Raw genomic sequence first — 23,701 nt, 5'->3', positions numbered from 1 at the left:
CTATCTATTGCAATTCAAACGCTAGTGTACTGATTGACTCAGGGAAAGAAGCCATCACCTGCTTGGGAGCATGATATTTGATTGGGATGAAGCAAAAGCCAAAAGCAATCTTGTCAAGCATAATGGTTCCTTTGATGAAGCTGCTTCTGTTTTTGATGATCCGTTATTTCTGACCTTTGCCGACCCGGAACACTCCCTTCAAGAGCAGCGTTTCATTATTATGGGAGAATCAGCCAAAGGACGATTAGTAGTTGTCGCCTATACAACCGTGCAGGCACCACACGCTTAATCAGTGCCCGTCTAGCTACCCGTAAGGAACGTAAAGCTTATGAGTCAGACCTTTGAAATGGATGATGACTTGCGCCCTGAATATGACTTTACCCAACTTTCAGTTGTAGCGCGGGGTCAAGGACGAAAACGTTCCCCCCTAACTGTCCAGTTAGATCCCGATGTGGCAGCAATTTTTCCAGATTCTGGAGCAGTCAACGAAGGGTTACGCCTGTTGATGAGGCTGATTCAACGGTCATCACCTCAACCAAGTACACAGTCTGTAACTTTATCATAAGAGACTAAATGACTAGTTGTTAGCTACAAATACCCTCAAATGCTCCGTATCATCCCGTCGTGAAAAGCTTTTCTATAAACTTTAAATATTAGCTACGGGGGAGTGAGCACTCTAACCCTGTCACTCTGACATCTGCGCTAGTCTAACACCTGATACCCGAATCGTTCTGTCTAAGAGACACCTATGTTTGAAGCCCTTTCCGATCGCCTCGAATCTGCCTGGAAAAAGCTGCGCGGTCAGGACAAAATCTCCGAATCGAATATTAAGGAAGCCGTGCGGGAAGTCCGCCGTGCCCTGCTGGAGGCAGATGTTAACCTCCAGGTTGTGAAAAACTTTGTGGCAGAGGTGGAAACCAAAGCCCAGGGCGCGGAGGTTGTTGCTGGGGTGCGACCCGATCAGCAGTTTATTGAAATTGTCTACAACGAGCTGGTGGCGGTGATGGGGGGCGAAAATGAACCCCTGGCAGAGTCGCCAACAGCCCCCACCATCATCCTGATGGCAGGCTTGCAGGGAACCGGGAAAACGACGGCAACAGCCAAACTGGCGCTGCACCTGCGTAAGGAAAAGCGCAGCACCATGCTGGTGGCAACGGACGTTTACCGACCGGCGGCGATCGACCAGTTGATTACGCTGGGTAAACAAATTGAGGTGCCGGTATTTGAGTTGGGCAAGGATGCAAACCCGGTGGAAATTGCCCGTCAGGGGGTCGAGAAAGCCAGGGAAGATGGGATTAACACAGTCATCATTGATACCGCCGGTCGTCTGCAAATTGACCAGGATATGATGGCAGAGCTTGCCAGCATCAAAGAAACCGTGCAGCCTGATGAAGTGCTGCTGGTTGTGGATGCCATGACGGGGCAGGAAGCCGCGAATCTGACCCACACCTTCCATGAGCAGATTGGCATTACGGGTGCCATTCTAACCAAGATGGATGGCGATACACGCGGTGGGGCAGCGCTCTCGGTGCGGCAGATTTCAGGGAAGCCGATTAAATTCATCGGGGTGGGTGAAAAGGTCGAGGCACTTCAGCCCTTTTACCCTGAGCGGATGGCATCCCGCATTTTGGGCATGGGTGATGTGCTGACCCTGGTTGAGAAGGCAAGGGAAGAAGTAGACCTGGCAGAAGCTGAGAAGATACAGGAGAAGATCCTGTCTGCCAAGTTTGACTTTACTGACTTTTTGAAGCAAACCCGGCTGCTGAAAACAATGGGTTCTCTGGGCGGCATCATGAAAATGATCCCAGGCATGAACAAAATCAGCGACGACCAGCTTCAGCAAGGAGAGACAGAACTGAAGAAAGCGGAGTCAATGATCGGTTCCATGACGGTCGAGGAACGAAAGAACCCGGAGCTACTCGCCGGTTCACCCAGTCGCCGTCGCCGGGTGGCGCGGGGTTCTGGTCACTCAGAACGGGATGTGGGGGATCTGGTCAGCAAGTTCCAGAAGATGCGGAACATGATGCAGCAAATGGGTCAGGGCAATTTTCCCGGTATGCCCGGTATGCCAGGAATGGGAATGCCAGGAATGGGAGGTGGCAATCAAATGCCCCAACCTGGCTGGCGGGGGTATTCCAGCCCAAATCCCGGTGGGAAGAAGAAGAAAAAGGAGAAGAAGAAAAAGGGATTTGGAACTCTTTAGAAAGTACTTGTAAGTAATCGTTGTCGCTCCCCCTAAATCTCCTAGAAAGGGGATTTTAGATTTGTGGTTTGGACCCCTCTTTTTAAGGAGGGTTAGGGAGGAGCTAAAATAGTGTCCGTGGCGGTGGCAAAGTCCCAGGATACCGACTCTACTTGAGGTAGAAACGCTGTATCAAACTGTTACGAACGTTTGAAACCTTTAAAGTGCTAAAGGCTAGGAGTCTCGGAGATCCTTCACGTAGTGCTAGATAACAAATATTGAAAAAATAGGAAAACTGTGTTAAAGCAGAGCATTACAAACCTTTAGAAACAGACAGGAACGCCATCTTAAAGTTCACAATTCATTGTCCGAAAGAAAAGAAATGAGGATTTAATTTCTAGCTGTACAACGTCATAACCATCCACATAACTCATTCCCAAATTTGCCCCCAAATGCAACCCCTCACCCAAAATAGATACTACGGGGAATTCTCCCATAACTGACAATCCAAGGTCAGAGGCAAGATCACTGTAGTCTAACCATGAGCTGTTTTCCCGCCAACCGACACGATCGCCAAATTTTTCCCACTGGTCATTGTATGACCTTGGTCTGCCGCATTCAATCCAGATTTGCTTCTGGATGCTAAAGCCAAATTGCCCTCCGCTGAACTTGACCCACAGTTCGTCAATGGTTTGCAAATCCTCACAGGGAAAATTCTCGATGTCATCAACATCTAAATAGCCTCGCTCAGTGCATTCTGCGACCTCCAGCATGACACGGCTTGTCTCTTGGTCCGCTTCTTTCCAGCGTCCATTTGCTAGATAGTTGACTAGGACCTTATATCGTTCTGGCAACTGAACCCGCACAATTCTGATCGCGTTCCCTGGACTATTCACTGAGTTTATAAATGGGATGAGATTTCTACCATCTTCTTTAAAGAAGGGGACTTCAGCTTGTTCAGTTCCCCCTTTTTTAAGGGGGACTAGGAGGCATCTCAACTCCTCCTCATTAGGCAAGCGATAATCGTACACCCCTTCTTCTGCCTGCAACTCTGCTTGCGTGGTTAACCAGGCACAAAACCAGCGGGCATCCTGCCAGGAAATATCACTGACATATTGAGGTTCAACCATTTGGGGCAAAAACTGGGGTAGTAACTTCGGATCGGCTTGAGAATGGAATTTTTTATCTAGTTGGTCGCTGATAAACAGATTGTACTCATCCCAAGTAATAAAGCTGGAATCAATCTCCGTCTTGTCATCGACTCGGATCAGGTTACGAAATCGTTGTTCTAACCGAACCTTTGCTCCCAGTTCCCCAACCAGATGGGCTTCTCCCCATGCCTGTTCCAGTTGTTGACGGATGGCTGGATCAATCTTGCTTTTATCTTCCACCACCATCCGATGGGCCAGTTTTAAGGCACGTTCCCACAGATCTGGAGAGCTATTCAGGATAGCTCTAACTAATTCGTTGGCATTTGTCAGAGCTGCAAAAAAGCAAACTACTTCTTCCCAATTGGGGTTATGCAACTGTTCAATGATGAGGAATTCCCGATCTTTTAAGGACACGGCGGCTAAATATTCTTGAAAGGTTTTGTGGGAAAACTGGTACAAGTCGCTTTCACCACCTGCTAACAGTCCAGCGATGTGCTGAATTTCCCAGAAAAACTTTTGGGGAGCAAGTTTGGCATCAACATTGGTCCGTACTAACTTTTCCCGAATCCACTCAGTTCCCTGTTTGCATGTAAATTCGGTAGCATTGCTTTCGAGTAGTTTGAGTGCCACCACTTCCAACACTGCTTGGTTGTCTTCTGCCGTGGATAGGGTTAGCCTGGTTTCCCGTCTTTTCGGACGATCTTCTAATAACAGGCTAAAGATCTTTTGATAAAACTTAACACGCTGATGCGGCAACGACTCAAATGTTTCGTGCAAGGTCGCCACGATTGTAACCAGCAGCGGGTTACTGGCTAGCTCGTTAATAGCAGGGTTCTGTGCTAGTTGATTAATCAGATCCGTCGCTGCTTTTTCAGCCTCATCTGTGATCTGTGCTTCCACCTGTTCCCGTTGGAGGCGGCTACCGTCTGATTGAGCCTGATTCCTTCGCCAGAGTTCATCCCAGGTGCCCTGCATCCGAGCACGATACCATTTGTAGATAAAATCGCTTTTTTCCTCTCGGTTGAAGGGTTGAATTTGGACAGGTTGCACTCCCTCAAACAGACTACCGTCATATCCATGAGGGCGGGATGTGAGGATAAACATGCTGATACAATTCTGCATTTGCCAGTTAATCCAGTGGCTGACTTTTTCACGTTGTGCCTCTGGTACCTCATCCAATCCATCTAGCATCACCAGGCATTTTCCCCGCTCTAGGCGCTCCCTAAACCATTGGCTGGAGGGTTCTAACTCCCGGCAACGGGGCAAGTGTTTTACCTGCTCCACAATCAAATCGGCAAGGGAGGGAGTTTCATTCGTTTTAATTTGGGAATGAATGCTTCGCAGCAGCAGTAGAACAGGCAGGAACGCTTGGACGTTGTGAGATTGGAAAGAACCGTTAGCGTAGCTGAGGGTGAGGTGACGAGTAAGGGTGGTTTTGCCAAACCCCGGATCGGCAATGATAGCAATCCGCCGATAGCGAGAATGTTGAGGGTATGCCGGGTTTGCAGAGGGAGGGGGGAGCAAGTCCCAAATTTCTTTCTTAATGGCTGTGTGAGGATTGGCAATCCGGGGCTGGGCGGAATCGGTAATGATCCTTAGCGGGACAAACACTTCTTCCAGTGTCAGAGGTGGGAGATAACCTTTGAAACCTTCAATCTTGAGTTCATAACAGTTGACCTTGAGAGCTTCCAGATATTGCTTTTCAAAGCCTGACAGATTACTCCAAGTCGTACCTATTGCTTTATCAATGCTCTGGTCAATTTCTCTACCCAATCGTTCTCCTTTGGCACTCATCCCCTTCTTCAAAGGTTTCATCAGTCCTTCGCCAAAGCTTGTTAATAAACCTGCGAAAGCTGCAATAAGGACAGCGAGAAAGGCTTTGGGAAGTTCATCGATGTAGAGAAAGTAGAGAGCTGTTCCACCACTCCCAGTAACCAGCAGTTTGAGCAGGGCATCAGCCAATTTCTGGGAATTTTCTATTTTTATGTCAGTTCTTTTTGACTCTTCCTGGGGAAACGATTCTTCAGGCATAGAACATTATTGCGATCTCTTTCCCCAGTCTACAGAGAGAAAAAACTGTTCTCCAGAACAGATTGAGCTTTTTAGTTAAAAATGAAGTCCGCAGACAGACATCGCTATCATTGACTCTAGCGGTTTTTCCATCCAGGCAACCGAACCGCCGTTTAATGACAGGTTTCTAATGACGCCACGCTTACTAGACCTTCAGCCTGCTGAAGCCCGTTATCCAACTGGTGATGGTGAACTGTGGCAGAAACCTATGACCATTTATATGCCCTCATGATTGTCCTGGAGGTATTGCGTCAGTTTCTGGCAGGTCGTCAGGCAACCGTGTTGGGCAATCAGTATCTCTACTACGCCCAGGGGTTTCCACGTTTGCGCACCGCCGCAGACATCATGGTGATTTTTGATGTCCCTCCTGGTGGACGGTAGCTACAAAATTTGGGAGGAGGGGCAGGTGCCTGCGGTCATCTTTGAGATGACTTCTGAAGGAACTCGACACCAGGATGAGGGTTTTAAGAAGACCCTGTATGAACAGTTGGGAGTTCAGGAATACTGGCAGTTTGATCTCAAAGGGGAATGGATACCAGAACAGTTACGGGGCTATCGCTTGCGGGGAGAGGCTTATGAAGCTATCACGGATTCTCAATGTCAATCTTTACAGTTGCGGCTTGCGGCGGAGGGTAGACTAATCGGATTTTATCGTCTGGACACGGGGGGAAAAGCTGTTAATTCCTGACGAACTCGCGGCTGCCTTAGAGCAACAAAGAACTGCCCGACAACAGGTAGAAGAACGGGCTGAACGACTGGCAAAGCGGTTGCGAGAATTGGGAGAAGACCCGGATGTTATTTGAATAGAACCTGTAGCCTGATTAAGGGGATGGCGCGATCGCTTTCCCGTGATAAAATAATGAGTCTGTGATCTTTTTTGAGGGTTTCTTGCAGGTTGGCGGCTGACTCCTGTGCCTCAATTCTCTTTATCCTTGTCATTTCTTGGAAGAAAACACTTACACAACATGATCAAACTGCGATTAAAGCGATACGGCAAAAAGCGCGAAGTCAGCTACCGAATTGTGGCAATGAAAAGTACTTCTCGTCGCGATGGGCGTCCGTTAGAGGAATTAGGTTTTTATAACCCCCGGACTGATGAGACGCGGTTGGATGTACCTGCGATTGTCAAACGTCTGAAGGAAGGGGCACAGCCCACGGATACGGTTCGTAGTATTTTGCAAAAAGCCAACGTTTTTGAACAGGTCAATGCCTGAATCCGTTACGCAACCATCTTCTAACATGACTGCTCCAGACTATGCAGGGCTGGTTCGGTTCCTTGTGGAGCCGTTTCTAGAAGTGCCAGACTCTTTAAAGGTTGACTGTGAAGTTTCCCAGAGTAAGGCAAAAATCTGGGTTCGTCTGGCCTTTGAGGGGTCTGACAAGGGGCGTGTGTTTGGGCGGGGAGGACGAAACATTCAAGCGATCCGAACAGTCCTTGAGGGAGTTGCCCGATCGGTTGGCTATGCCGCCCACCTCGACGTTTATGGGGGGGTTCCCAATGCGCGGGATGGTGATGGTCACCATGAGGCACCGTCGGATCGATCGGGTTCCCGTCGCCCCGGTGGCAGAGGCGCTCCCAGACCACGATCGCGTAGCCACCCTTCTTGAGCTTAATGGCAGAACCTCTTGTAATCCAGTTGCCCAGTATTGAGAGTGCGATCGCCCTCGCCGGTGAGCGGGAAGAAAACTTGAAAACGCTGATGCAGCAGACAGGTGCCCGCTTGGTGTTGAGAGGGCAGGAGTTGTTGATTTCTGGGACAGACAAACAGGTTGACTTGAGTAGTCGCTTGGTGAGGGCGTTAGAAGACTTTTGGAGTCAGGGCAAGCCCGTAACGGGAGTTGATATTGTGACTGCCCGCCATGCCCTGGATACTCAACGTCAGAACGACCTCCAGAACTTGCAGCAAGATGTCCTTGCCCGGACTCGTCGAGGTGAAGAAATTCGGGCTAAAACGTTCAAGCAGCAGCAGTATATTCAGGCAGTCCGCCGCTATGACCTCACTTTTTGTATTGGTCCGGCAGGCACCGGAAAAACTTTTTTAGCGGCTGTGTTGGCGGTACAGGCGCTTCTAGACAACCAGTATGAACGTCTGATTTTGACCCGTCCTGCCGTAGAAGCTGGGGAGAGGCTGGGTTTTTTGCCGGGAGACTTGCAGCAGAAAGTGAATCCCTATCTGCGCCCTCTGTACGATGCTCTGTATGAGTTTATTGACCCGGAGAAAATTCCCAGTTTGATGGAGCGGGGAGTGATTGAGGTTGCGCCGATCGCCTACATGCGGGGACGAACCTTGAACAACTCCTTTGTGATTCTGGATGAGGCTCAAAATACGACTCCAGCTCAGATGAAAATGATTTTGACCCGGCTGGGGTTTCGTTCTCGCATGGTCGTCACTGGCGATCTGACCCAGACTGACCTGCCCCAGAGCCAACTTTCTGGACTGGCGATCGCTGAGAAAATTTTGCACTCCGTTGAGGGCGTTGCCTTCTGCCATCTATCGAAAGCCGATGTGATTCGCCACCCTCTGGTGCAGCGGATTGTGGCGGCGTATGAGCAGCATGAGAAGATCTGATCAGTTGTTAGTGGCTGGTTATTAGGTTGTTAGAAAAAGGGGAGGAGTGTTCGCCTTTGGCGTTCCCGCAGGGTGGAGTAAGGAGTGAGGGGGGTGAGAGGGAGCAATGCTGGTTTGGTTTATGCATGGGGCATCGGTCAGACAGGTGGGTTATGCAGATCCGCTGCGATCTCATCTGGTTGAGGAATTCTCAAATCGGGGACTGGCGCTACCAGAGTTTTACTCCAGCTTTTGGGGGGATGCTCTGGGCGATACGCATCAACTCTGGGATTGGGTGCAGCAGGATTTAGAAACATTCAGGTTGGAACACCCCCAGGTTGACATTGAGGATATCTTTCACTATCGGCAGCGGCGAGAGCAGTTGATCTCCGGCTTTTTCAATGATATTTTCACCTATCTCAACCCAGTACGTGGGAAAGAAGTCCGCCGCATCATTGCCATTCAGTTGCTCAACTTCCTGACCGACACCCCGTTTGAAGAAGACCTCCATATTGTTGCCCATTCCCTTGGCAGCATCATTCTATGGGACATTTTGTTCTCAGATATCTTTGCGCCCAACGACCCAGCATTCTATGTCCGCAATGTCATTAAAGGCTTGAGTGAAGCAGGTCAGGGACGAAAGGTGAGACTGAGGAGCGTCACGACCCTGGGTTCTCCTTTGCTCTTTTTTAACCAGGTGCTCAACATTGATATCCAACGGTTGAAGCAGTTTGCCAGTCGCTATATGGGCACCCCTTTACGCTGGATTAATGTCATCCATGCCTCTGACATCTTTGCTTACCCAATTAAAGCCAGCCTGGAACTGGAGGATTCGACCCTATATCTGCAAGACTGCTACCTGGGTGAGCGAAATTTTTTGAAGAAAAATATTGGAGATGTGGCAATGGCTCTGGGGCTGATATCGGAACACAGCCGGTATTGGCGTAGTAACCGGGTTGCCCGTTTGGTCACAGCTAATTTACTCGAAGAGTATGCTGTTTTAGAGCAGAACAGCCCGATTCTGGAATTGGGAGAGCTAGATTAGGGGCGAACTAATCATGTACCTTCCCATCTGGCATAATTGCCTCCTTCAGGTAAACGCCCTGGAGATTCGCTCCTTTCAAATTTGCATCCTTCAGGTTTGCCCGGTGGAGATTCGCTCCTCCCAGGTCTGCCATACTCAGGTTTGCCTGACTTAAATTGGCTTCCCGCAGATTTGCTCGACTCAGATTGGCGCTAATCAGGCTGGCTTCGCTTAAATCAGTCATGCTGAGCGTGCCTTCCCGCAGATCCGCCTCCCGTAAGTTAGCTCTGACCAGTGACGCTTTGTAGAGATTTGCGCCTATTAGGGTGGCGTTGACCAGATTTGCCTGGTGCAGATTGGCATCAATCAAATTAGTCATGCAGAGGTTCGCCAACTTCAGGTTAGCTCGGCTCATATTGCTGCCATAGAGGGTTGCCCCTACCAAATTCGCCATACAGAGGTTTGCCATGCTGAGGTTCGTCATGCTCAGGTTTGCCTCCCGCAAAGTTGCCATATTGAAATCGGCTTCGCGCAGGTCTGCTTTGTAGAGGCTGGCTTCCCAAAGGTTTGCCTTGTAGAGAATGGCTGTATAAAGGGTAGCGCCTTCCAACACAGCGGTACAGAGATTTGCCTCGCGTAAATTTGCCATGCTGAGATCGACCTGGCTCAAGTCGGCTTCGCGCAGGTCGGCTTTGTACAGATTTGCCTCGCGCAGGTTCGCTTTATAGAGAACGGCTGTGTAAAGGGTTGCCCCTTCAAGCGTAGCAATCCCCAGGTTTGCCCCTTCAAGGTTCGCCATGCTGAAATCTACACGGCTAAACGTTGCTTCTCGCAGATCAGCCCGACAAAAGTTGACTTCCCTCAAGTTGGTCTCCTTGAGGTTGACACCTTCGAGGTTGGGCTTATTTCTGGGATGATCTTGCCACCATTCGTTCCATGTTGCCACCCCTTGCTTGAGTAGGGCAAGGTGTCCCTCGTCAGCCATTTGTTTCGTACCTCTAGCTGCCACCAAAACTGTATGAGCAGGTGCCAGGTGTCAGGGTCAGGTATCAGGGTGCGAGGACTCAAGAAGAAACCAGAAGTCACCCGTCAGTCCTGTCTACTGTTCTAAACTTGCTGGCTTGCTGCCAGTAGAAATTGACTCCTGCAAGAAACCCTGTTGCTACCGTAAAAGTCCTGCTCCCAGTATTCCCAGACGGGTGTGATTCTACTCACGTTTTTTTACCCCGATGAGGTATTTACAGAACAGTGAAGCCAGGATTAAGCGTGGAACTACCGAGAGATTAACCGGCTCAGGTTTGGGATGTCTTCTGGCAGGATGGTAGTCAGGATTTCTTTGGTCAGGGAGGGCATGACTGCCAACCGATTTGCCTGCTGCTCGATGGTTTTCTCGAACAGGTTGCGTGCTAGGCGGGCATTGCCAAAGGTTCTGTCGCGGCTGTCGTATAGCTGATTGAACAAGTCGTATAGTTTTTCGCTGGCAGCTTCAGTGGGTTCAAAATGGCTGTCTTTGCAGAATTTGTTGAAGATGGCAACCAGTTCCTCTGGGGTGTAATCATTGAAGTAGAAGTAGCGGTTAAAGCGGGATTTTAGACCGGGGTTTGCCTCCAGGAAGGTCTGCATTTCGTCGGGATAACCAGCCACAATCACCACAAGCCGCTGGCGATAGTCTTCCATGCGTTTGAGCATCGTGTCGATCGCCTCTTGCCCAAAGTCCTTCTCTGAACCTGTCTCCAGGGCGTATGCTTCATCGACAAACAAGACTCCATCCAGAGCAGACTCTACAAGTTTGGACACTTTCTCTGCCGTGCCACCAATATGGGATGCGACCATACCGGCGCGATCGGTTTCAACCAGGTGTCCTTTTTCTAAAAAGCCGAGGGCTGTAAAAATTCTGCCCATTAACCGGGCAACAGTCGTTTTTCCGGTGCCGGGAGGACCGCAAAATACAGAGTGGAGAGAGACGTTTGTTTTTGCCAACCCCTGCTCCACTCGCACCCGTTGAACTTTCAAGAAATTTGTCAGCGTTTGGATCTCATCTTTGATGTTGTCCAATCCAATCAACTGATGGAGTTCATTCAGCACTTCCTCCAGCCCTTCTGTATGGAACATCAGGCTACCATCTGCGCCTTTTGGTGGTGGAATTTCTACTTCCGCATCATAAGTGTGCAGCAGCTTCCAGATCAGGGCGAGGGCATCGAGATCTTGCATGGTGCGTCGGTCATCGACCTTGATAATGACCTGGGCGAACTGATAGAAGGCGTTGACCACTTTATCCAGAAAGCGGGTGCCCTTTTCCTCATCCAGTCGGTTTAAGGCAGAGGGTAATACCAACTGATCTTTCTGGTTAGTTTCGTGGGTCAGGTCGAGGATGAGTTGGAGGCTTTCTTTTTGGTATTTCTGACAGATCTCGGTGGAGGTGTCCCACAGAGAAATAGCGGCATTGAGCTTTTCGGAGTCGTTTTTAATCAGGGCATAGACCAGCAAAAATGCCAGCAACTCTTGGGAGGTAATATCTCCTTTTCCACGCCCGCAAATTTGAACAATTTTTGCCAGGTCTTTCAGGATTAGCGTTTCGTAGTTTGCATTAACCTCTAGCAATGGCTCCAGGGCTTTATAGAGATCGCGAGCGCTTCGTTTCACTTCCCTGGTTTCCACATCTGGCTCCTTAAATTAATTTTTGGTTGCTATGCAATGGTTCAGAAAGCGGTTGGGGATTTAAATTCTTGTCTTGTTTGACCTGCCTTGTGCATGATAGCGGCTAGGAACAGGTTATGGTTCGTTAATCTGTTCTGAATCGTGCTGTTTCGACTTCTCGTTCAAAACTGGCTTCTACTCACCATATCGTTTCTATGAAAGCTACTCACATTCCTGTTTTTTCTGCGATCGCGTTGATGATTGCCTCGGTTAACCTGGGTGGTTGTAACGACACCGCCGCTCGAACGACGCAACCCACCCAAGGGGAAACGGTTGCCCCCAGTTTACAACCTGCAAATTCTCAAAATCAGAAACTCTCTGCAATTGATCAACCGAATGCTGGAAAAACTGCTGGGCAACCTCCTTCCAGGATTGCGAAAGACCCTACGCCAAACGATTTGTCTGATCTGGAACCCGAAGTTGGGGAGATTCAGGAGATTCAGCAGGGTGACCTCATGTGCTACATCACGTTCAAGGATGAGACTGGAGTCAAACGAACCGTTGGAGCCACGTTTGAACTATGCGAAAATTCGCAGCAGTTTATCAATCAACGAATGCGGTTGGTCTACGGGATTCGTTCGGTCAATGATTGCATGAGTGCAGAGCCTTGTGGCAAAACCCGTCGTGCCCAATTAGTGATTCAAATGCACCCTGTTGATTCGGAGGGGCGCTCAACAGATTCTGATTCTGTGATCTTAAAAAAACACTAAGAAACGTGGATTAAATAACCTGCGAGACTTGCAATTGCGTCTGCCCTCATCCCCAACCCTTCTTCCCAAGGAGAAGGGAGTAAGCTTCTTGTTCCCTCTCCTGGGGGCTACGGTGTATACAGATCTCGGCTTCGTTAGAAACTGGCTCTGGGGGACTTCCCCCCAGTCCCCCGCCTTTTGGGGTCCTAACTCCCCCAAAACCCCCGAAAGGGTCTAGCGTTGGGGCTTCAAGTCTAGCGTGACGGGAATCGGTCAAAAATGCCTCAAACTTCAAAGACAACCGCTCCCCTTGCCACCCGTATGCCATTGCTTGAAGACCCAGTGGAATGAGGGTTGCCATTCACGCCGAGATCGCATCGTTTTGGAGGGGGTGCGGGGGACGCAACCTGTTTTACGGGTGAGAACTGACAAAGCTTGTCTCGTGTTCTCACCCGTAAAAACTCTGCAACGGGGGGATTGGGGGGCTGCCCCCCAAGCAGGGTTTTGGCATTCACCGTTGACTCTGCGATCACCTACCGATTCAACTTTCACACTTGTGTATACACAGTAGCTCCTGGGGGAGAGGGCTAGTAGTCTGTGGCGTAAATCTAACTACCATGCCTTACGGTTGCCGAACTTCCGCCTTGCTGCACTAGGGTGAGGGCAAAAATTGCAGGTTATTAAATCCTTATCCCTAAGTGGACGATCGCAATTAGACATCGCAATTCCTGGTCTGGGGTGAATGGCAATGCAGTGCGATCGTCCCTCTCGCTGTGGATGATAGGTTCCGCTAAAATCGGCAAGACGGGTGAAAAGCTTACGGTGCCAACCTGACACCTATCACCTGCTAAGCCTGCTTCAAAATCCATTCCTGCAAAATGGGATTGACCCGTTCCGGCGCTTCATCCTGGGGGCAGTGACCGACTCCCGCCAGGGGAATGAACGTTTGCACCTGGGGGAACTTAATGAATTCTCGACCCAAGGCGATCGGCTCCCAGGGGTCATCTTCGCCCCACAGAATCAGAGCCGGACAGGGCAACACTTCCAACAAATCCTCTGGTAAGGGTCCCTGGGAATAGCCCGTAAATGCCAGAAACACCTCCGCCGCACCAGAATCCCTCGCCGGAGCCAGCAGCAGTTCAACCAGTTCATCCGTAACCGCATCTTTGCAACTATATGCCTTGAGTAGAATCTTGCGAACGGTTTCAGTCCGAGCAAGCTGGTTAAAGAACGCTTTGCCAATTCGCTTTTGCTTCAGAATGCGCTGGAGTAGGGGAGCACCCAGCCGTTTAAACCAGGGTTGGGTGGCACGGCGGCGATCGTGTAATAGACGCAGGGTGCAGTTGATCATGGCAACCCCGCGAACCATGTCTGGGTTGTCCACGGCTGCTTGCATGATGGCAATACAGCCAATTGAGTTGGCAACCAGAAAGGCAGGTTCCCCCACCACCTCCCGGCAAAAGTCGGCAATTTGTTGCCCCCAGGTTTCAAAGGTATATTCCACCTGCTCACCAGGTTTGAGGGGACCGGGAGTAGGCTTTGCCGCCCCGCCAAACCCAATCAAATCCAGAGCATAGACCCGACAGGTGGATGCCAGCACTGGCAGATTTTTGCGCCAGTGGCAGAGGGATGCCCCAAAACCATGAACCATTACTACAGCGGGTCCCTGATTACCCTGAGTCTGATAGGTGATCGGAAATCCCTGCCAGAGCCAGGTCTTGGTGGCGATCGCGGAGCTTGCGGAAGAAGTGGTTGCAGTCATGGAAGCGTCGTAAATAAACCCAATAGCCAGCCTTTCTCCCTCTATTCTGCCAAACTTTTCTTAACAAAACTTGAAAGAGTGAGAGGGGGAGGGGAGAGGAGTGAGGAGTTGTTAGTTGTTAGAAGGTGGTCATTGGTCATTGGTCATTGGTCATTGGTCACTGGTCACTGGTCACTGGTCATTTTCAACTCTCAACTCTTACTCACCCCCCTCACCCCTCAGTAGCCGATTCAGCAAAGTCTGTGTCAGGATTGAGTGTTACTTTAATTCATTCCTGCCATGCTGGTGCAAACGCCTGTTTCCGATTTGCCATTTCTCGGTAGCGACTTTGCGGTGGATTATGACAATGCCCGTGCTGTAATTCTGCCGATTCCCTACGAAGCCACTACTACCTATCGTCGGGGTTGCGAGAATGGTCCTGCGGCGATTTTAGATGCGTCTCAGCAGGTTGAGGTCTATGACGAAGAGCTTGACCGGGAGATGTGGGAAGTGGGGATCTGGACGCATGGGGCGATCGCCGACACGCGCCACAATCGTAAAGTCCCGGCGGAAGAAATGTTGAAGGTGACGCAAGAAACTGTCGCTAAACTGGTCAAAGCTGGTAAGTTCGTGATTGCCCTGGGGGGAGAACACAGCATTACCACGGGAGTCGTTGAGGGATGCCGTCAGGCTTATCCTGATGAAGCTTTTACAGTTGTGCAGGTCGATGCCCACGGCGATTTGAGACATGAGTATGAAGGCTCAATCCATAACCATGCCTGCATCATGCGGCGCGTCCTGGACATGGGCTTACCGACCTTACAAATAGGTATTCGCAGCATTTGTAAGGAAGAAGCCGATCTAATTAAGCAAAAGCATCTGGCAGTGATTCGGGCGCGGGAGATTGCCACCCAACCAGACTGGATGGAGCGGGCACTGGGCAGCATCAAGACTGAAAAAGTTTTTATCACCATCGACCTGGATGGCATTGACCCAACTCTGATCCCCGGTGTGGGCACTCCTGAGCCTGGTGGGTTGAACTGGTATACCCTGCTTACCTTTTTACAGCATATTTTTGAACGTCATCAGGTGATTGGAAGTGATGTCATGGAACTTGCCCCCATCACAGATTCCGTGGTTTCAGAGTTCACTGCCGCTAAATTGGTCTATAAACTGATTGGATATCAGGCAATGGCAAAGGGATGGTAGTTCATGGGTACTTTGATTGGCGGTTACGCTCCAGACTTTGAAATACCGGGAATTGATAGCTCGGTTCATCACCTTGCCCGCTACCTGGAGCGATTTCGAGCGGTAGGAGTTGTTTTTATCTGCAATCACTGCCCCTATGTGCGGCTCTACGTCGATCGCCTGAAGCAGATACAGGCAGAGTTTCAAGACCAGGGGTTTACCCTGATTGGCATCAACTCCAATGATGCGGAGCAATTTCCTGATGACAGCTACGAGAATATGAAGAGTTTTGCATCTGACAATCATCTGAACTTTCCCTACCTGCGAGACGAGACTCAGGATGTTGCCCAAACCTTTGGAGCTAAAAAAACACCCCATGTCTTTCTCTTAAATCGGGAAGGGGTTCTTTGCTACAGCGGGTGCATTGACGATAACCCAAATGATGCAGGCTCGGTTCGGGTCAACTACTTGCGAGATGCGATCGCCAAAATTCTGAATGGAGAGTCGATTACTCCCACCAGTACAGAAGCGGTTGGTTGCTCAGTAAAGTGGCGGACGTAATGGTGTAGAATTTAACACCATCTACCTATATTAGGTATGCCTGACGACTTGCCTCTTAGTGCTATCTTAAGGTTTAGGTACAGACTGGAGTAGAGACAGTAATCACCACATGGGATTAACTTACCAGCGGGTTCTACTAAAGCTAAGCGGCGAAGCCCTGATGGGCGATCTTTCCTATGGCATTGATGCAACGATTGTTCAAGATATTGCCCAGGAAGTAGCGGATGTCGCTGCTAGCGGTGTTCAAATTGCGATTGTGGTTGGTGGCGGTAATATTTTCCGAGGCGTAAAAGGCGCGGCTTCGGGCATGGATCGGGCAACGGCTGACTATATCGGTATGATTGCCACCGTGATGAATGCCATGACCCTCCAAGATGCTCTAGAGCGGATGGATGTACCCACACGGGTACAAACTGCAATTTCCATGCAAGAAGTTGCAGAGCCTTATATTCGGCGGCGGGCAATGCGTCATCTGGAGAAGGGACGTGTGGTTATCTTTGGGGCAGGCTCCGGCAACCCCTTCTTTACCACCGATACGACGGCTGCCCTGCGGGCGGCTGAAATCGGTGCAGATGTGCTGTTCAAAGCAACTAAAGTAGATGGTGTTTATGATTCTGACCCACGGGTTAATCCTCAAGCCCGTCGGTTTCAAACACTCACCTATGGACATATTTTGACCCAAGATCTGCGGGTTATGGACAGTACTGCCATATCCTTATGTAAGGACAATAATATCCCTATCATTGTGTTTGACCTCTCAGTTAAAGGGAACGTGCGTCGGGCCGTGATGGGAGAACAGATTGGAACCCTTGTCGGAGGTTTTTGTGAAGTTAGCTGACATTGAAGACCATATGCACAAGTCAGTTGAGGCAACTCAACGGTCTTTCAATACCATCCGCACCGGGCGGGCAAATTCATCCCTTCTGGATCGAATCACGGTGGAATACTACGGTGCGCCGACCCCCCTCAAGTCTTTGGCTAGTATTAATACCCCGGACGCTTCAACCATTACGATTCAGCCCTTTGACCGCAGCAGCCTGGGCTTAATTGAAAAAGCGATTCAAATGTCCGATTTGGGGCTAACTCCCAACAATGACGGTTCGGTCATCCGGTTAAACATTCCGCCCTTGACCAGCGATCGCCGTAAGGAACTGGTCAAACTTGCCGCCAAGTTTGCTGAAGAAGGCAAGGTTTCTATCCGCAATATTCGTCGGGATGCCGTTGACTCGGTTCGTAAGCAGGAAAAGAGTAGCGACGTTTCTGAAGACGAAGCACGGGACACTCAAGATAAAATTCAAAAGCTAACGGACAAGTATATTGCCAAGGTAGACGAGCTACTGACTGAGAAAGAGAAGGATATTACGACGGTTTGATGTTGGTTTTGTTGAGAACTTGTTGATAACCAACTTCACAGATTGGACTGATTGTTACCTTGATGGTCGCCACGGTCTAGTCATCCCATAAATCTTTCAGGTCTTCCTCAGTGAAGGGCGTGCGGTTGGGTGAGCGGCGGAGGCTCTCAATCCAGCGTTGGCAGCGTTCCCTGTTCTCTTTCCAGTCTGGTTTATCTTGAGTCCAGGCAACAAAGGTTTGAAAGTCGGTAATTGCCCCCTGGGTGTCACCCATCAACGCTCTGGCAATTCCTCGGCTGTCACGGTAGTAGGCGATGGAGCCTTCGGGGGCGATCGGTCTACAGATTCATCATTTTCAGGTAAGGTTGGCTGGAAATCTTCTGTTGATACCTCAACAATCGAGCGCGCTTTCTGGATAGTCTTTGGATCACTAATTGATCTTATAAAAAACTCAATTGCTAAACATCCAACAAAGGAGTTTTGGCGGTGAACTTCAGCAAGTAACTCTGTTGTACGCTGCAATCGTAGCTTTTCTAGCTCATTCGCTTTTAACAGCCCAATGGTTATAGCGGATGAGAAAATAGCTAATAGGGCTGGCACAAGAGGAACCCACCAGCCCATCAGAAATGCCTTGTAACAAATGATGATCAACCCAAAACCCAGTAGAACGACTACTAAAATCCCCTTCTGAGACGAGCGTATTTTCCAGGCTACCTCGGCAGCTAAATATGCCCACACCACAATCCACAACCACTTTAATGGTTCAGCCCAAACCTGGATCATTCCACGCTCATCCAGTGCAGCGCTGAGTACCTGGCTGACAAACTGTGCCTGGAGTTCTACCCCAGAGATGGGTTGGGGAGATTGTCCAAGGCTATGACTGTAGGACGTGTAAAAGAAATCCTTCAAGCTAATCGCAGTGGAGCCAATCAACACAATCCGATCTCGTAGCATTGCTGGCGACACACGTCCTTCTAGCACATCGTTCATGGATACCGTGGGAATGGTGTTGATAGGTCCCCTCAAATTAGCCAGAATTTGATACCCGCCATCGTCTGCCCGAATGTAAGCCCCATCGTTTGTTTCAAAGCGGCGAAACACTACATTTCCAAGCTGTAAATAATCAGAGTTACTGATCGCTGGTTGGGGAGTGATTCCTTCTGCCTTGAGATAGAGTAGCGACAGTTTCAGAATTAAGCTTTCATGAGTTTTACCGTCGTCTACTGTCCAGTACAGTAGCCCTCTCCGAACTTTGCCATCCGCGTCAAAAATCAAGTTATTAAACCCGACCTGACCGCGATCGCCCAGGATTGGAGGTGCCGGTATACCCGCACTGTCCCGATCCTTAATCTGTTCAATGCCAACTAAGTGAGGTATCTCTCTGTACGCCTTGAGCAGTTCTGCATGACCGGGTTCAACGGGTAAGTCCCGATAAATATCCAGTCCAATGGCACGGGGTTGGTAGGTTTGAATCTTTTGTAGCAGTTGAGCCATCGTAATATCGGGCAGGGGCCACTGCTTCGCTTTTTGCAAATCAGCTTCGTCAATACCCACTACCACAAGTCGTTTATCCACCGGTTCTGACGGACGTAGAGAGAAAAACTGATCCAGAGCTGTCCACTCCCATGTCTGCAAAATTCCGGTGAGGCGTATGATTCCTACACAACCTGCTACTGCTAAAGCTGCCACTCCAGCCTTCAAACTGATCCAGCTTTTTGGGTAGGCTGCTTCACGACTGGCTTTCTTTTGCACATCCGCTAGAATTTGGTTTGCCTGTTCTATATGAGTTAGCCTGTCTTGGCTCAGCTTTTCCCGTAACTCTGCCTGCTGTCGATGTTTGCGCTCTAGAGCGAGTTCATTAATCAACTCACTGAGTTTAGATCCCTTTTGCTGGCGAATGAAGGCAGCGAGATAGTCATGTACCAGTTGATAGCGGTCTTCTGGAGCTTCCGGTAACAGCAGCACCAATCCAGAATCGACAAAGATACGCAGCACCAGATCGAGGGATTGATCCGTTTCAACCCGGTGGGCGGCAAACTCCTGCAACTCTTTCTGCAATTCGGCGCGGGTTTTCAGGGGACGGGTGCCCTTCTCATCCGTTAGCAGATACAATACCAGTTCCGCCATCTGCTGGTTTTCCTGACCGCAACTGTTCACCACGGCTTGCAGGTAGCGTTCCACCAGGGTTTCCTTGGGCTGGTCTCCCAGCGCCCGGTACTGCACCAGGGTTGTGATCTGGTCTTCCTGGAGCTGTGCCCCCACCACCTGAAGTTCGATCGGGCGTACCTCGCCCAAATCACTGGCTAAGTCCTGGACCAGTTGCTCCACCAGATCCGGTTCCAAGTAGAAGCGGGCACATTCCGTCAGGTTCTGGATAATGGCGCGGGTATCGGCAGCGGAAAAGTTACCCAGGTAATAGCGCACATTCTGACTCAGAATATCGATGCCAGTTGCCTCAACCCCTCCCAACCGACCACATTCCAGCATGAAGTGGAGGTAGTCTTCTCGCAAAGACAGAATCACCTTGACTGACAGGACTTGCAAACAACCCGCCAGAAATTGGAAGAAGGGACGACGCTGTTCCGGTCTGGGATAGGTGAAGAAGAACTCTTCAAACTGGTCAAAGATCAAAATGCAGCGCAGGTGCCGTTGCTCCAGATGGCGCAGTTTCTCGACCAGGGTTTCCACCGTGGGCTTGTGTCCGTCAACAGAATCGTCGCCCAGGGCTGGGGTTAGTCGTCGGTCTAGCTCCTCTTCCCAGTGGGTATAGACCCGCAGGACGACGGGTAAATTTTGCTGGTAGCCGATCGCCTGGTGCCTTAAAGCAGGCACCAGCCCCGCATTGACCAGCGAACTTTTGCCCACCCCCGAACTGCCGTGCACCACAATCAAACGATAATCATTGCGTCCAATCCGTTCGATCAGTCGCTCCAGGTCTTGCTGCCTTCCCGCTGTGGCAATTTCGGGGGCAACCATCCCCTTCGGACGCACAGGTATCTGCCCAGCCTCCAGCTTTTCTGGATTGATTGCCTCCCGCTTCGGTTGTAACCGTCCCGCTCCCACAAACGCCCGAATCCCATACTGCTGCTCAATTGACAGTCGCTCTCGCTTGACCTCAAACGCCTCCAGGTAATGCTTCTGCTCAAAGTAAAGCTCTCCCAAGGTTTCCAGGATATGGCGGTAGATGGTGGGTTGTCCCTGATCTCCCAATTCCCTGGCTTCCACCAGATGAGCGATCGCCTCCTGAGGTTTGCCCAGCTTCCGCGCTGCCCACGCTAGATAGAGCAGGTACAGGGGACGGAGCCACTGGCTTTCCGGCGGTAGGGTTTTCACCGTTTCCAATACCTGGCGGGCAAGGTCGTATGCCTCCCCTGCTCGGTCTTGCCGCAGCATTGCCTCCGCCAGAAAGCCCTGGGCATAGACCAGCCGAAACGAACTGGGAGCCACCGCTTGCAGATCCAGCGATCGCCGCGCCAGGGTTTCTACCTCGCTCCAGTGCTGCTGACTGTTGAGTACCCGCATCAGTCGATTCAGGCATTTGGCAACCAGATCAGGACGGTTTGCCTGCTCAAACTGGGCGATCGCCTGCTTTAACGATGTACTGATAGTTTCCCAATCCGGCGGCGGCTCTTTTGTCTGATCCAGCAGGCTGTAGCCACGCCGCCCCAGGAAGTAGTGGATCAGCCCCCGCTTGAGTTGAGCATTGGGAGCGGTGGCAGCCTGGTTCTGAGATTTGCCGTCCTCTTCCCGGTTTTGCCAGAAGCTCAGGCTTTGCTCAAGCTGGCTCATTGCCGCCCGATCATCCTCGACCCATAAACCCTGTACCAATGCCAGGTCAGCCTGTAACTGGGGTTCCAGCAAAACCTGCCCTGCCTCAAGCTCCTGCAAGGCAGCGTTTAGTTCTCCCCGATGTAAAAAGCCCAATTCTCCCACCTGGGATAGCAGATCCATAAAGGAAAGTTCAGGCTTCTCCTGTAGCAGGTGGGACCACAGCCGATCCACTCCCTGCCGAAGAGAAGACAGGAGGGCATCCGGGGGAATGGTGAACTCAGTGGTCGTCGCCCAACTTTCAAAATCGGAAGCCAGCCGCATCAACTTCTGGTGAATCTCATCCGTGACCCACACCACCAGAGGGAAGGGGAAATGGGTGCGAAACTCTTCCCGCACCTGATTCGTCAGGCTCAGCAGATGATCCAGATCCTTCACCGCCTCCAATCCAAAAACCAGTACTCCTCCCGGTGGTTCGTTGCCCAGGGCATCCCGAATAGTCGTATACAGCGTTTGACTGGCAGGCTGGAGCGCAATTTCCTGCAACGGCATCGTACAGATCTGGTGAAGCTGCTGAACCATGCGATCGCGCAACTTTGCATAATTACACCGTGCCAGGATGAGCGAAAACTTCCCGGCGGAAGACTCGATCGCCCACGCCAGTTCCTCCAGTGCCTGCTGGTTGTGAACAATCATCTCCTGGGAATCGACCGGGTCATTCATCGCCTTCTACTCCACTGTTTTAGTCCCCCTGGAGTTCCTCCGCCTCTGCCAGGATAGGATTGACATCAAACCAGGACTCGCCGCGATCGCGATACTCAAACACTAACCGACTCCGAATCAGTGTCTGGTAGCCCTGGTCGCCGCTCACCTTCTTCCGCTGCCGTACCTGGCGCAACAACTCCCACTCATCATCGGAGATGGGCATCATCATCTCATTGCGGCGGGCACGAATCACCTCCTCCAGCATTTCACGGGAAAGGGGAACCTGCCTTCCCTTCTTAATCCAATCATTCAATAGCCGCAGCAAATCCCGCACATGCCCACCACTGATGCAGCACAACCGTTCCAATGATGCCGGACTATCAAAAACCTCTGGGATCTTTTCCAACCGCCTACTTTCCTCCAACTCAGGCAACGCCCGTGCCATCACCATCTGTTGCAACAGGGTCAGTCCTTCAACACATGCCTGCCCATCGCGAAACTGCAAGGGCACCATTGGCAGTACCTTTGGTTCCTCATAACGCTGGGTCAACATCCCATACTCATTCGAGAACTTCAGTGCCAGCGGCATCGTATAGACCAGATGGCAACGAAGCCGGGTGAGACATTCACTCTGGTCAATGAACAGATATTCCTGTTGCGGTCGCCCAAAGGATTTGGCCCGACTGTCGATCCGGTCCAGATTATCGACAATCACCACCAGCCCCTTCTTTCCCCGCTGTTTCAACTGAGCGATCGCAGGCTCCAGCAATTCCTGATTGATGGCATCCAGCAGCTTATTTTTTTGGGGTCCGAGAAACTGATTCAGGCGATCGCGCAGGGTCTGGTCATTCTTTGCCACCAGGGTCAGTTCAGCGATTCCAGCGGATAGGGAGACTTGTCGCTGATCTGTATCCACTCCAACTTTGGTACCCAGCAGATTGACCCCCGCCTTCACATTTACATCTGTCAGCAGCACTTTCTTAGTTGCCGCTAACAAGGCTCGAAAGCCTGTTGCCTGCGTGTCTAAATTTGCCTGTTCTAAACTCTCACTCACCCGCTTGGCGATCGCCAGCAGCACATCGCCAATGTCCACATCTGCCATCTCCAGGTCTTCACTAGACTCGAAATAAACAACATGGAATCCTTCTTGCTCCAGTTCTGCCTTCAGCCGCAGTAACTCCGTGGACTTACCACAGCCAATGTGCCCCGTAAACAGCACACAGGTTGGTTCATCCGGCGAGAAGAAGGTAATATTCTCCCTCAACTCCTCAATAATCTTGCCGCCTCGCACGGAAGAAAAGTCAATATAAAACTTTTGATCCTCAAGGTTCCCTGCAACTAAGGTTTTACTGGGGTTGGTTGCCTGAAAGAACCTCTTTAAATCGATAGTCATAGAATTTTCGACAAGAGATTTGTATGGTTATAGGCTAACTCTAACCAGAGAATTTGTAGACAAATCTCAAACCTTCTCAAATATTAAGCCGTACAGCCTTTAGCCTACTTCCCCTGCTCTCAACCCTTCACTTGCCCACCTGCTCCCCGCTGATCACGGCTAGTAACTCTGAGGGATTCGCCACCAGCGGATTGTGCAGCACCATCGTCGTACTGGAATTGCACTCAAACCCAATCCGCTCATAGAACGACTGCTGGTGGGTGGTCATCAAGTAAATGCGCTCGACTCGGCTCATGCGAGGATGGGCAAGTACGGTTTCCACCAATCTACGTCCTAAACCTGCCCCCTGGTAGTGGGGATGAATCACTACATCCCAAATCGTTGCCCGGTAGATGCCATCCGACGTGGCTCTGGCAAAACCAATGAGTTGTTCCCTGTCCCAGGCGGTAATCACCGGCTCACTGTTAGCGATCGCCACCGCCAAATCCTCTGCCCGTCGATCCTTTGCCCAAAACGCCGCCAGTTTCAACAATGTTCTAAGTTGTTCCAGGTCTATCCGTTCCTTCTGGTCACAAAACTGAATATGACGACAATCCATCCTGGCTATTGAGAAACAATAGGGTGTGCATCC

General features: G+C 50.6%; 25 protein-coding genes. 14 read left to right on the top strand and 11 right to left on the bottom strand.

All coding sequences use genetic code 11. The features are described 5' to 3' along the window. Positions 1-70 precede the first annotated feature (70 nt). The 3 genes from AC1S52_RS32160 to ffh all read left to right on the top strand — a co-directional run bounded on the left by AC1S52_RS32160 (position 71) and on the right by ffh (position 2,203). On the top strand, positions 71-289 hold the full coding sequence (locus tag AC1S52_RS32160) for a BrnT family toxin (RefSeq protein ID WP_482033131.1): 219 nt from the start codon (positions 71-73) through the stop codon (positions 287-289). 39 nt (positions 290-328) lie between these two features. Further along, the gene (locus tag AC1S52_RS32155) at positions 329-565 is read left to right on the top strand and encodes a hypothetical protein (protein ID WP_482033130.1); all 237 of its coding nucleotides are present in this window, start codon (positions 329-331) and stop codon (positions 563-565) included. A 183-nt stretch (positions 566-748) separates the two neighbouring features. Further along, a complete protein-coding gene (gene ffh / locus AC1S52_RS32150) occupies positions 749-2,203 on the top strand; it encodes a signal recognition particle protein (protein WP_482033129.1) in 1,455 nt (484 codons plus the stop codon). Between the two features lie 326 nt (positions 2,204-2,529). On the opposite strand, the gene AC1S52_RS32145 is transcribed toward ffh, so the two are convergent. Continuing rightward, a complete protein-coding gene (locus AC1S52_RS32145) occupies positions 2,530-5,364 on the bottom strand; it encodes a GUN4 domain-containing protein (RefSeq protein ID WP_482033128.1) in 2,835 nt (944 codons plus the stop codon). A 234-nt stretch (positions 5,365-5,598) separates the two neighbouring features. Between AC1S52_RS32145 and AC1S52_RS32140 the strand changes: the two genes are divergently transcribed. Both AC1S52_RS32140 and AC1S52_RS32135 read left to right on the top strand, forming a co-directional pair. Beyond that, positions 5,599-5,784 (top strand): hypothetical protein, encoded by a 186-nt coding sequence (locus AC1S52_RS32140; RefSeq protein WP_482033127.1) that lies wholly within the window; start codon positions 5,599-5,601, stop codon positions 5,782-5,784. After that, positions 5,762-6,091: a Uma2 family endonuclease gene (locus AC1S52_RS32135; RefSeq protein WP_482033126.1), complete on the top strand. Its 330-nt coding sequence runs from the start codon at positions 5,762-5,764 to the stop codon at positions 6,089-6,091. Before AC1S52_RS32140 ends, AC1S52_RS32135 begins: the two co-directional genes overlap by 23 nt. 107 nt (positions 6,092-6,198) lie before the next feature. On the opposite strand, the gene AC1S52_RS32130 is transcribed toward AC1S52_RS32135, so the two are convergent. After that, positions 6,199-6,342, bottom strand: a complete 144-nt coding sequence (locus AC1S52_RS32130; protein ID WP_482033125.1) for a hypothetical protein — start codon at positions 6,340-6,342, stop codon at positions 6,199-6,201. Positions 6,343-6,368: 26 nt separating this feature from the next. Between AC1S52_RS32130 and rpsP the strand changes: the two genes are divergently transcribed. The 4 genes from rpsP (at position 6,369) to AC1S52_RS32110 (ending at position 8,997) form a co-directional block, all read left to right on the top strand. Then, entirely contained in the window at positions 6,369-6,617 is a 249-nt protein-coding gene (gene rpsP, locus AC1S52_RS32125) for a 30S ribosomal protein S16 (RefSeq protein ID WP_482033124.1), read from the top strand. After that, positions 6,610-7,011 carry a KH domain-containing protein gene (locus tag AC1S52_RS32120; protein WP_482033123.1) on the top strand — a complete coding sequence of 134 codons (402 nt, stop codon included), beginning with the start codon at positions 6,610-6,612 and terminating at the stop codon, positions 7,009-7,011. Before rpsP ends, AC1S52_RS32120 begins: the two co-directional genes overlap by 8 nt. 5 nt (positions 7,012-7,016) lie before the next feature. Further along, entirely contained in the window at positions 7,017-7,973 is a 957-nt protein-coding gene (locus tag AC1S52_RS32115) for a PhoH family protein (RefSeq protein WP_482033122.1), read from the top strand. 106 nt (positions 7,974-8,079) lie between these two features. After that, the gene (locus AC1S52_RS32110) at positions 8,080-8,997 is read left to right on the top strand and encodes a hypothetical protein (RefSeq protein ID WP_482033121.1); all 918 of its coding nucleotides are present in this window, start codon (positions 8,080-8,082) and stop codon (positions 8,995-8,997) included. A 7-nt stretch (positions 8,998-9,004) separates the two neighbouring features. Here the strand turns inward: AC1S52_RS32110 and AC1S52_RS32105 are convergent, their stop codons facing one another. Together AC1S52_RS32105 and AC1S52_RS32100 are read right to left on the bottom strand one after the other, a co-directional pair. Next, positions 9,005-9,961: a pentapeptide repeat-containing protein gene (locus AC1S52_RS32105; RefSeq protein ID WP_482033120.1), complete on the bottom strand. Its 957-nt coding sequence runs from the start codon at positions 9,959-9,961 to the stop codon at positions 9,005-9,007. 287 nt (positions 9,962-10,248) lie between these two features. After that, positions 10,249-11,619 (bottom strand): AAA family ATPase, encoded by a 1,371-nt coding sequence (locus AC1S52_RS32100; RefSeq protein ID WP_482033119.1) that lies wholly within the window; start codon positions 11,617-11,619, stop codon positions 10,249-10,251. A 209-nt stretch (positions 11,620-11,828) separates the two neighbouring features. On the opposite strand from AC1S52_RS32100, the gene AC1S52_RS32095 reads away from it, so the two are divergent. Further along, the gene (locus AC1S52_RS32095) at positions 11,829-12,383 is read left to right on the top strand and encodes a hypothetical protein (RefSeq protein ID WP_482033118.1); all 555 of its coding nucleotides are present in this window, start codon (positions 11,829-11,831) and stop codon (positions 12,381-12,383) included. A gap of 263 nt (positions 12,384-12,646) precedes the next feature. Here the strand turns inward: AC1S52_RS32095 and AC1S52_RS32090 are convergent, their stop codons facing one another. From AC1S52_RS32090 to AC1S52_RS32080, 3 genes are all read right to left on the bottom strand, one after another. Further along, on the bottom strand, positions 12,647-12,895 hold the full coding sequence (locus AC1S52_RS32090; protein WP_482033117.1) for a hypothetical protein: 249 nt from the start codon (positions 12,893-12,895) through the stop codon (positions 12,647-12,649). A 147-nt stretch (positions 12,896-13,042) separates the two neighbouring features. Beyond that, positions 13,043-13,231 (bottom strand): hypothetical protein, encoded by a 189-nt coding sequence (locus AC1S52_RS32085; protein ID WP_482033116.1) that lies wholly within the window; start codon positions 13,229-13,231, stop codon positions 13,043-13,045. After that, on the bottom strand, positions 13,210-14,124 hold the full coding sequence (locus AC1S52_RS32080) for an alpha/beta fold hydrolase (RefSeq protein ID WP_482033115.1): 915 nt from the start codon (positions 14,122-14,124) through the stop codon (positions 13,210-13,212). The genes AC1S52_RS32085 and AC1S52_RS32080 overlap by 22 nt, the downstream gene beginning before the upstream one ends. Before the next feature lie 279 nt (positions 14,125-14,403). Here AC1S52_RS32080 and speB point away from each other — a divergent pair, with 279 nt between their 5' ends. From speB to frr, 4 genes are all read left to right on the top strand, one after another. After that, on the top strand, positions 14,404-15,312 hold the full coding sequence (speB, locus tag AC1S52_RS32075) for an agmatinase (RefSeq protein WP_482033114.1): 909 nt from the start codon (positions 14,404-14,406) through the stop codon (positions 15,310-15,312). A 3-nt stretch (positions 15,313-15,315) separates the two neighbouring features. Then, on the top strand, positions 15,316-15,852 hold the full coding sequence (locus AC1S52_RS32070) for a thioredoxin family protein (protein ID WP_482033113.1): 537 nt from the start codon (positions 15,316-15,318) through the stop codon (positions 15,850-15,852). Positions 15,853-15,961: 109 nt separating this feature from the next. Beyond that, positions 15,962-16,690: a UMP kinase gene (gene pyrH, locus AC1S52_RS32065; RefSeq protein WP_482033112.1), complete on the top strand. Its 729-nt coding sequence runs from the start codon at positions 15,962-15,964 to the stop codon at positions 16,688-16,690. Continuing rightward, complete coding sequence (gene frr, locus AC1S52_RS32060; RefSeq protein WP_482033111.1) at positions 16,677-17,225, top strand: ribosome recycling factor; 549 nt, start codon at positions 16,677-16,679, stop codon at positions 17,223-17,225. The genes pyrH and frr overlap by 14 nt, the downstream gene beginning before the upstream one ends. Before the next feature lie 76 nt (positions 17,226-17,301). Here frr and AC1S52_RS32055 read toward each other — a convergent pair whose 3' ends face one another. The 4 genes from AC1S52_RS32055 to AC1S52_RS32040 form a co-directional block, all read right to left on the bottom strand. Then, on the bottom strand, positions 17,302-17,478 hold the full coding sequence (locus AC1S52_RS32055; RefSeq protein ID WP_482033110.1) for a hypothetical protein: 177 nt from the start codon (positions 17,476-17,478) through the stop codon (positions 17,302-17,304). Beyond that, entirely contained in the window at positions 17,478-21,695 is a 4,218-nt protein-coding gene (locus AC1S52_RS32050) for a CHASE2 domain-containing protein (protein WP_482033109.1), read from the bottom strand. Before AC1S52_RS32050 ends, AC1S52_RS32055 begins: the two co-directional genes overlap by 1 nt. 19 nt (positions 21,696-21,714) lie before the next feature. Then, a complete protein-coding gene (locus tag AC1S52_RS32045) occupies positions 21,715-23,070 on the bottom strand; it encodes a P-loop NTPase fold protein (protein WP_482033108.1) in 1,356 nt (451 codons plus the stop codon). A gap of 127 nt (positions 23,071-23,197) precedes the next feature. Then, positions 23,198-23,668, bottom strand: a complete 471-nt coding sequence (locus AC1S52_RS32040; RefSeq protein ID WP_482033107.1) for a GNAT family N-acetyltransferase — start codon at positions 23,666-23,668, stop codon at positions 23,198-23,200. Between the last annotated feature and the right edge of the window lie 33 nt (positions 23,669-23,701).

The organism is Kovacikia sp. CALU 1929, from assembly GCF_056784235.1.
The sequence above is the reverse complement of the archived record's forward strand: the minus strand, read 5'-3'. Positions and strand labels throughout refer to the sequence as shown.

Coding starts and splice junctions, on each gene's coding strand:
- AC1S52_RS32160 (WP_482033131.1), top strand. CDS start 71: ATGATATTTGATTGGGATGAAGCAAAAGCCAAAAGCAATCTTGTCAAG.
- AC1S52_RS32155 (WP_482033130.1), top strand. CDS start 329: ATGAGTCAGACCTTTGAAATGGATGATGACTTGCGCCCTGAATATGAC.
- ffh (WP_482033129.1), top strand. CDS start 749: ATGTTTGAAGCCCTTTCCGATCGCCTCGAATCTGCCTGGAAAAAGCTG.
- AC1S52_RS32145 (WP_482033128.1), bottom strand. CDS start 5,364: ATGCCTGAAGAATCGTTTCCCCAGGAAGAGTCAAAAAGAACTGACATA.
- AC1S52_RS32135 (WP_482033126.1), top strand. CDS start 5,762: ATGTCCCTCCTGGTGGACGGTAGCTACAAAATTTGGGAGGAGGGGCAG.
- AC1S52_RS32130 (WP_482033125.1), bottom strand. CDS start 6,342: ATGACAAGGATAAAGAGAATTGAGGCACAGGAGTCAGCCGCCAACCTG.
- rpsP (WP_482033124.1), top strand. CDS start 6,369: ATGATCAAACTGCGATTAAAGCGATACGGCAAAAAGCGCGAAGTCAGC.
- AC1S52_RS32120 (WP_482033123.1), top strand. CDS start 6,610: ATGCCTGAATCCGTTACGCAACCATCTTCTAACATGACTGCTCCAGAC.
- AC1S52_RS32115 (WP_482033122.1), top strand. CDS start 7,017: ATGGCAGAACCTCTTGTAATCCAGTTGCCCAGTATTGAGAGTGCGATC.
- AC1S52_RS32110 (WP_482033121.1), top strand. CDS start 8,080: ATGCTGGTTTGGTTTATGCATGGGGCATCGGTCAGACAGGTGGGTTAT.
- AC1S52_RS32105 (WP_482033120.1), bottom strand. CDS start 9,961: ATGGCTGACGAGGGACACCTTGCCCTACTCAAGCAAGGGGTGGCAACA.
- AC1S52_RS32095 (WP_482033118.1), top strand. CDS start 11,829: ATGAAAGCTACTCACATTCCTGTTTTTTCTGCGATCGCGTTGATGATT.
- AC1S52_RS32085 (WP_482033116.1), bottom strand. CDS start 13,231: ATGGATTTTGAAGCAGGCTTAGCAGGTGATAGGTGTCAGGTTGGCACC.
- AC1S52_RS32080 (WP_482033115.1), bottom strand. CDS start 14,124: ATGACTGCAACCACTTCTTCCGCAAGCTCCGCGATCGCCACCAAGACC.
- speB (WP_482033114.1), top strand. CDS start 14,404: ATGCTGGTGCAAACGCCTGTTTCCGATTTGCCATTTCTCGGTAGCGAC.
- AC1S52_RS32070 (WP_482033113.1), top strand. CDS start 15,316: ATGGGTACTTTGATTGGCGGTTACGCTCCAGACTTTGAAATACCGGGA.
- pyrH (WP_482033112.1), top strand. CDS start 15,962: ATGGGATTAACTTACCAGCGGGTTCTACTAAAGCTAAGCGGCGAAGCC.
- AC1S52_RS32055 (WP_482033110.1), bottom strand. CDS start 17,478: ATGGGTGACACCCAGGGGGCAATTACCGACTTTCAAACCTTTGTTGCC.
- AC1S52_RS32050 (WP_482033109.1), bottom strand. CDS start 21,695: ATGAATGACCCGGTCGATTCCCAGGAGATGATTGTTCACAACCAGCAG.
- AC1S52_RS32045 (WP_482033108.1), bottom strand. CDS start 23,070: ATGACTATCGATTTAAAGAGGTTCTTTCAGGCAACCAACCCCAGTAAA.
- AC1S52_RS32040 (WP_482033107.1), bottom strand. CDS start 23,668: ATGGATTGTCGTCATATTCAGTTTTGTGACCAGAAGGAACGGATAGAC.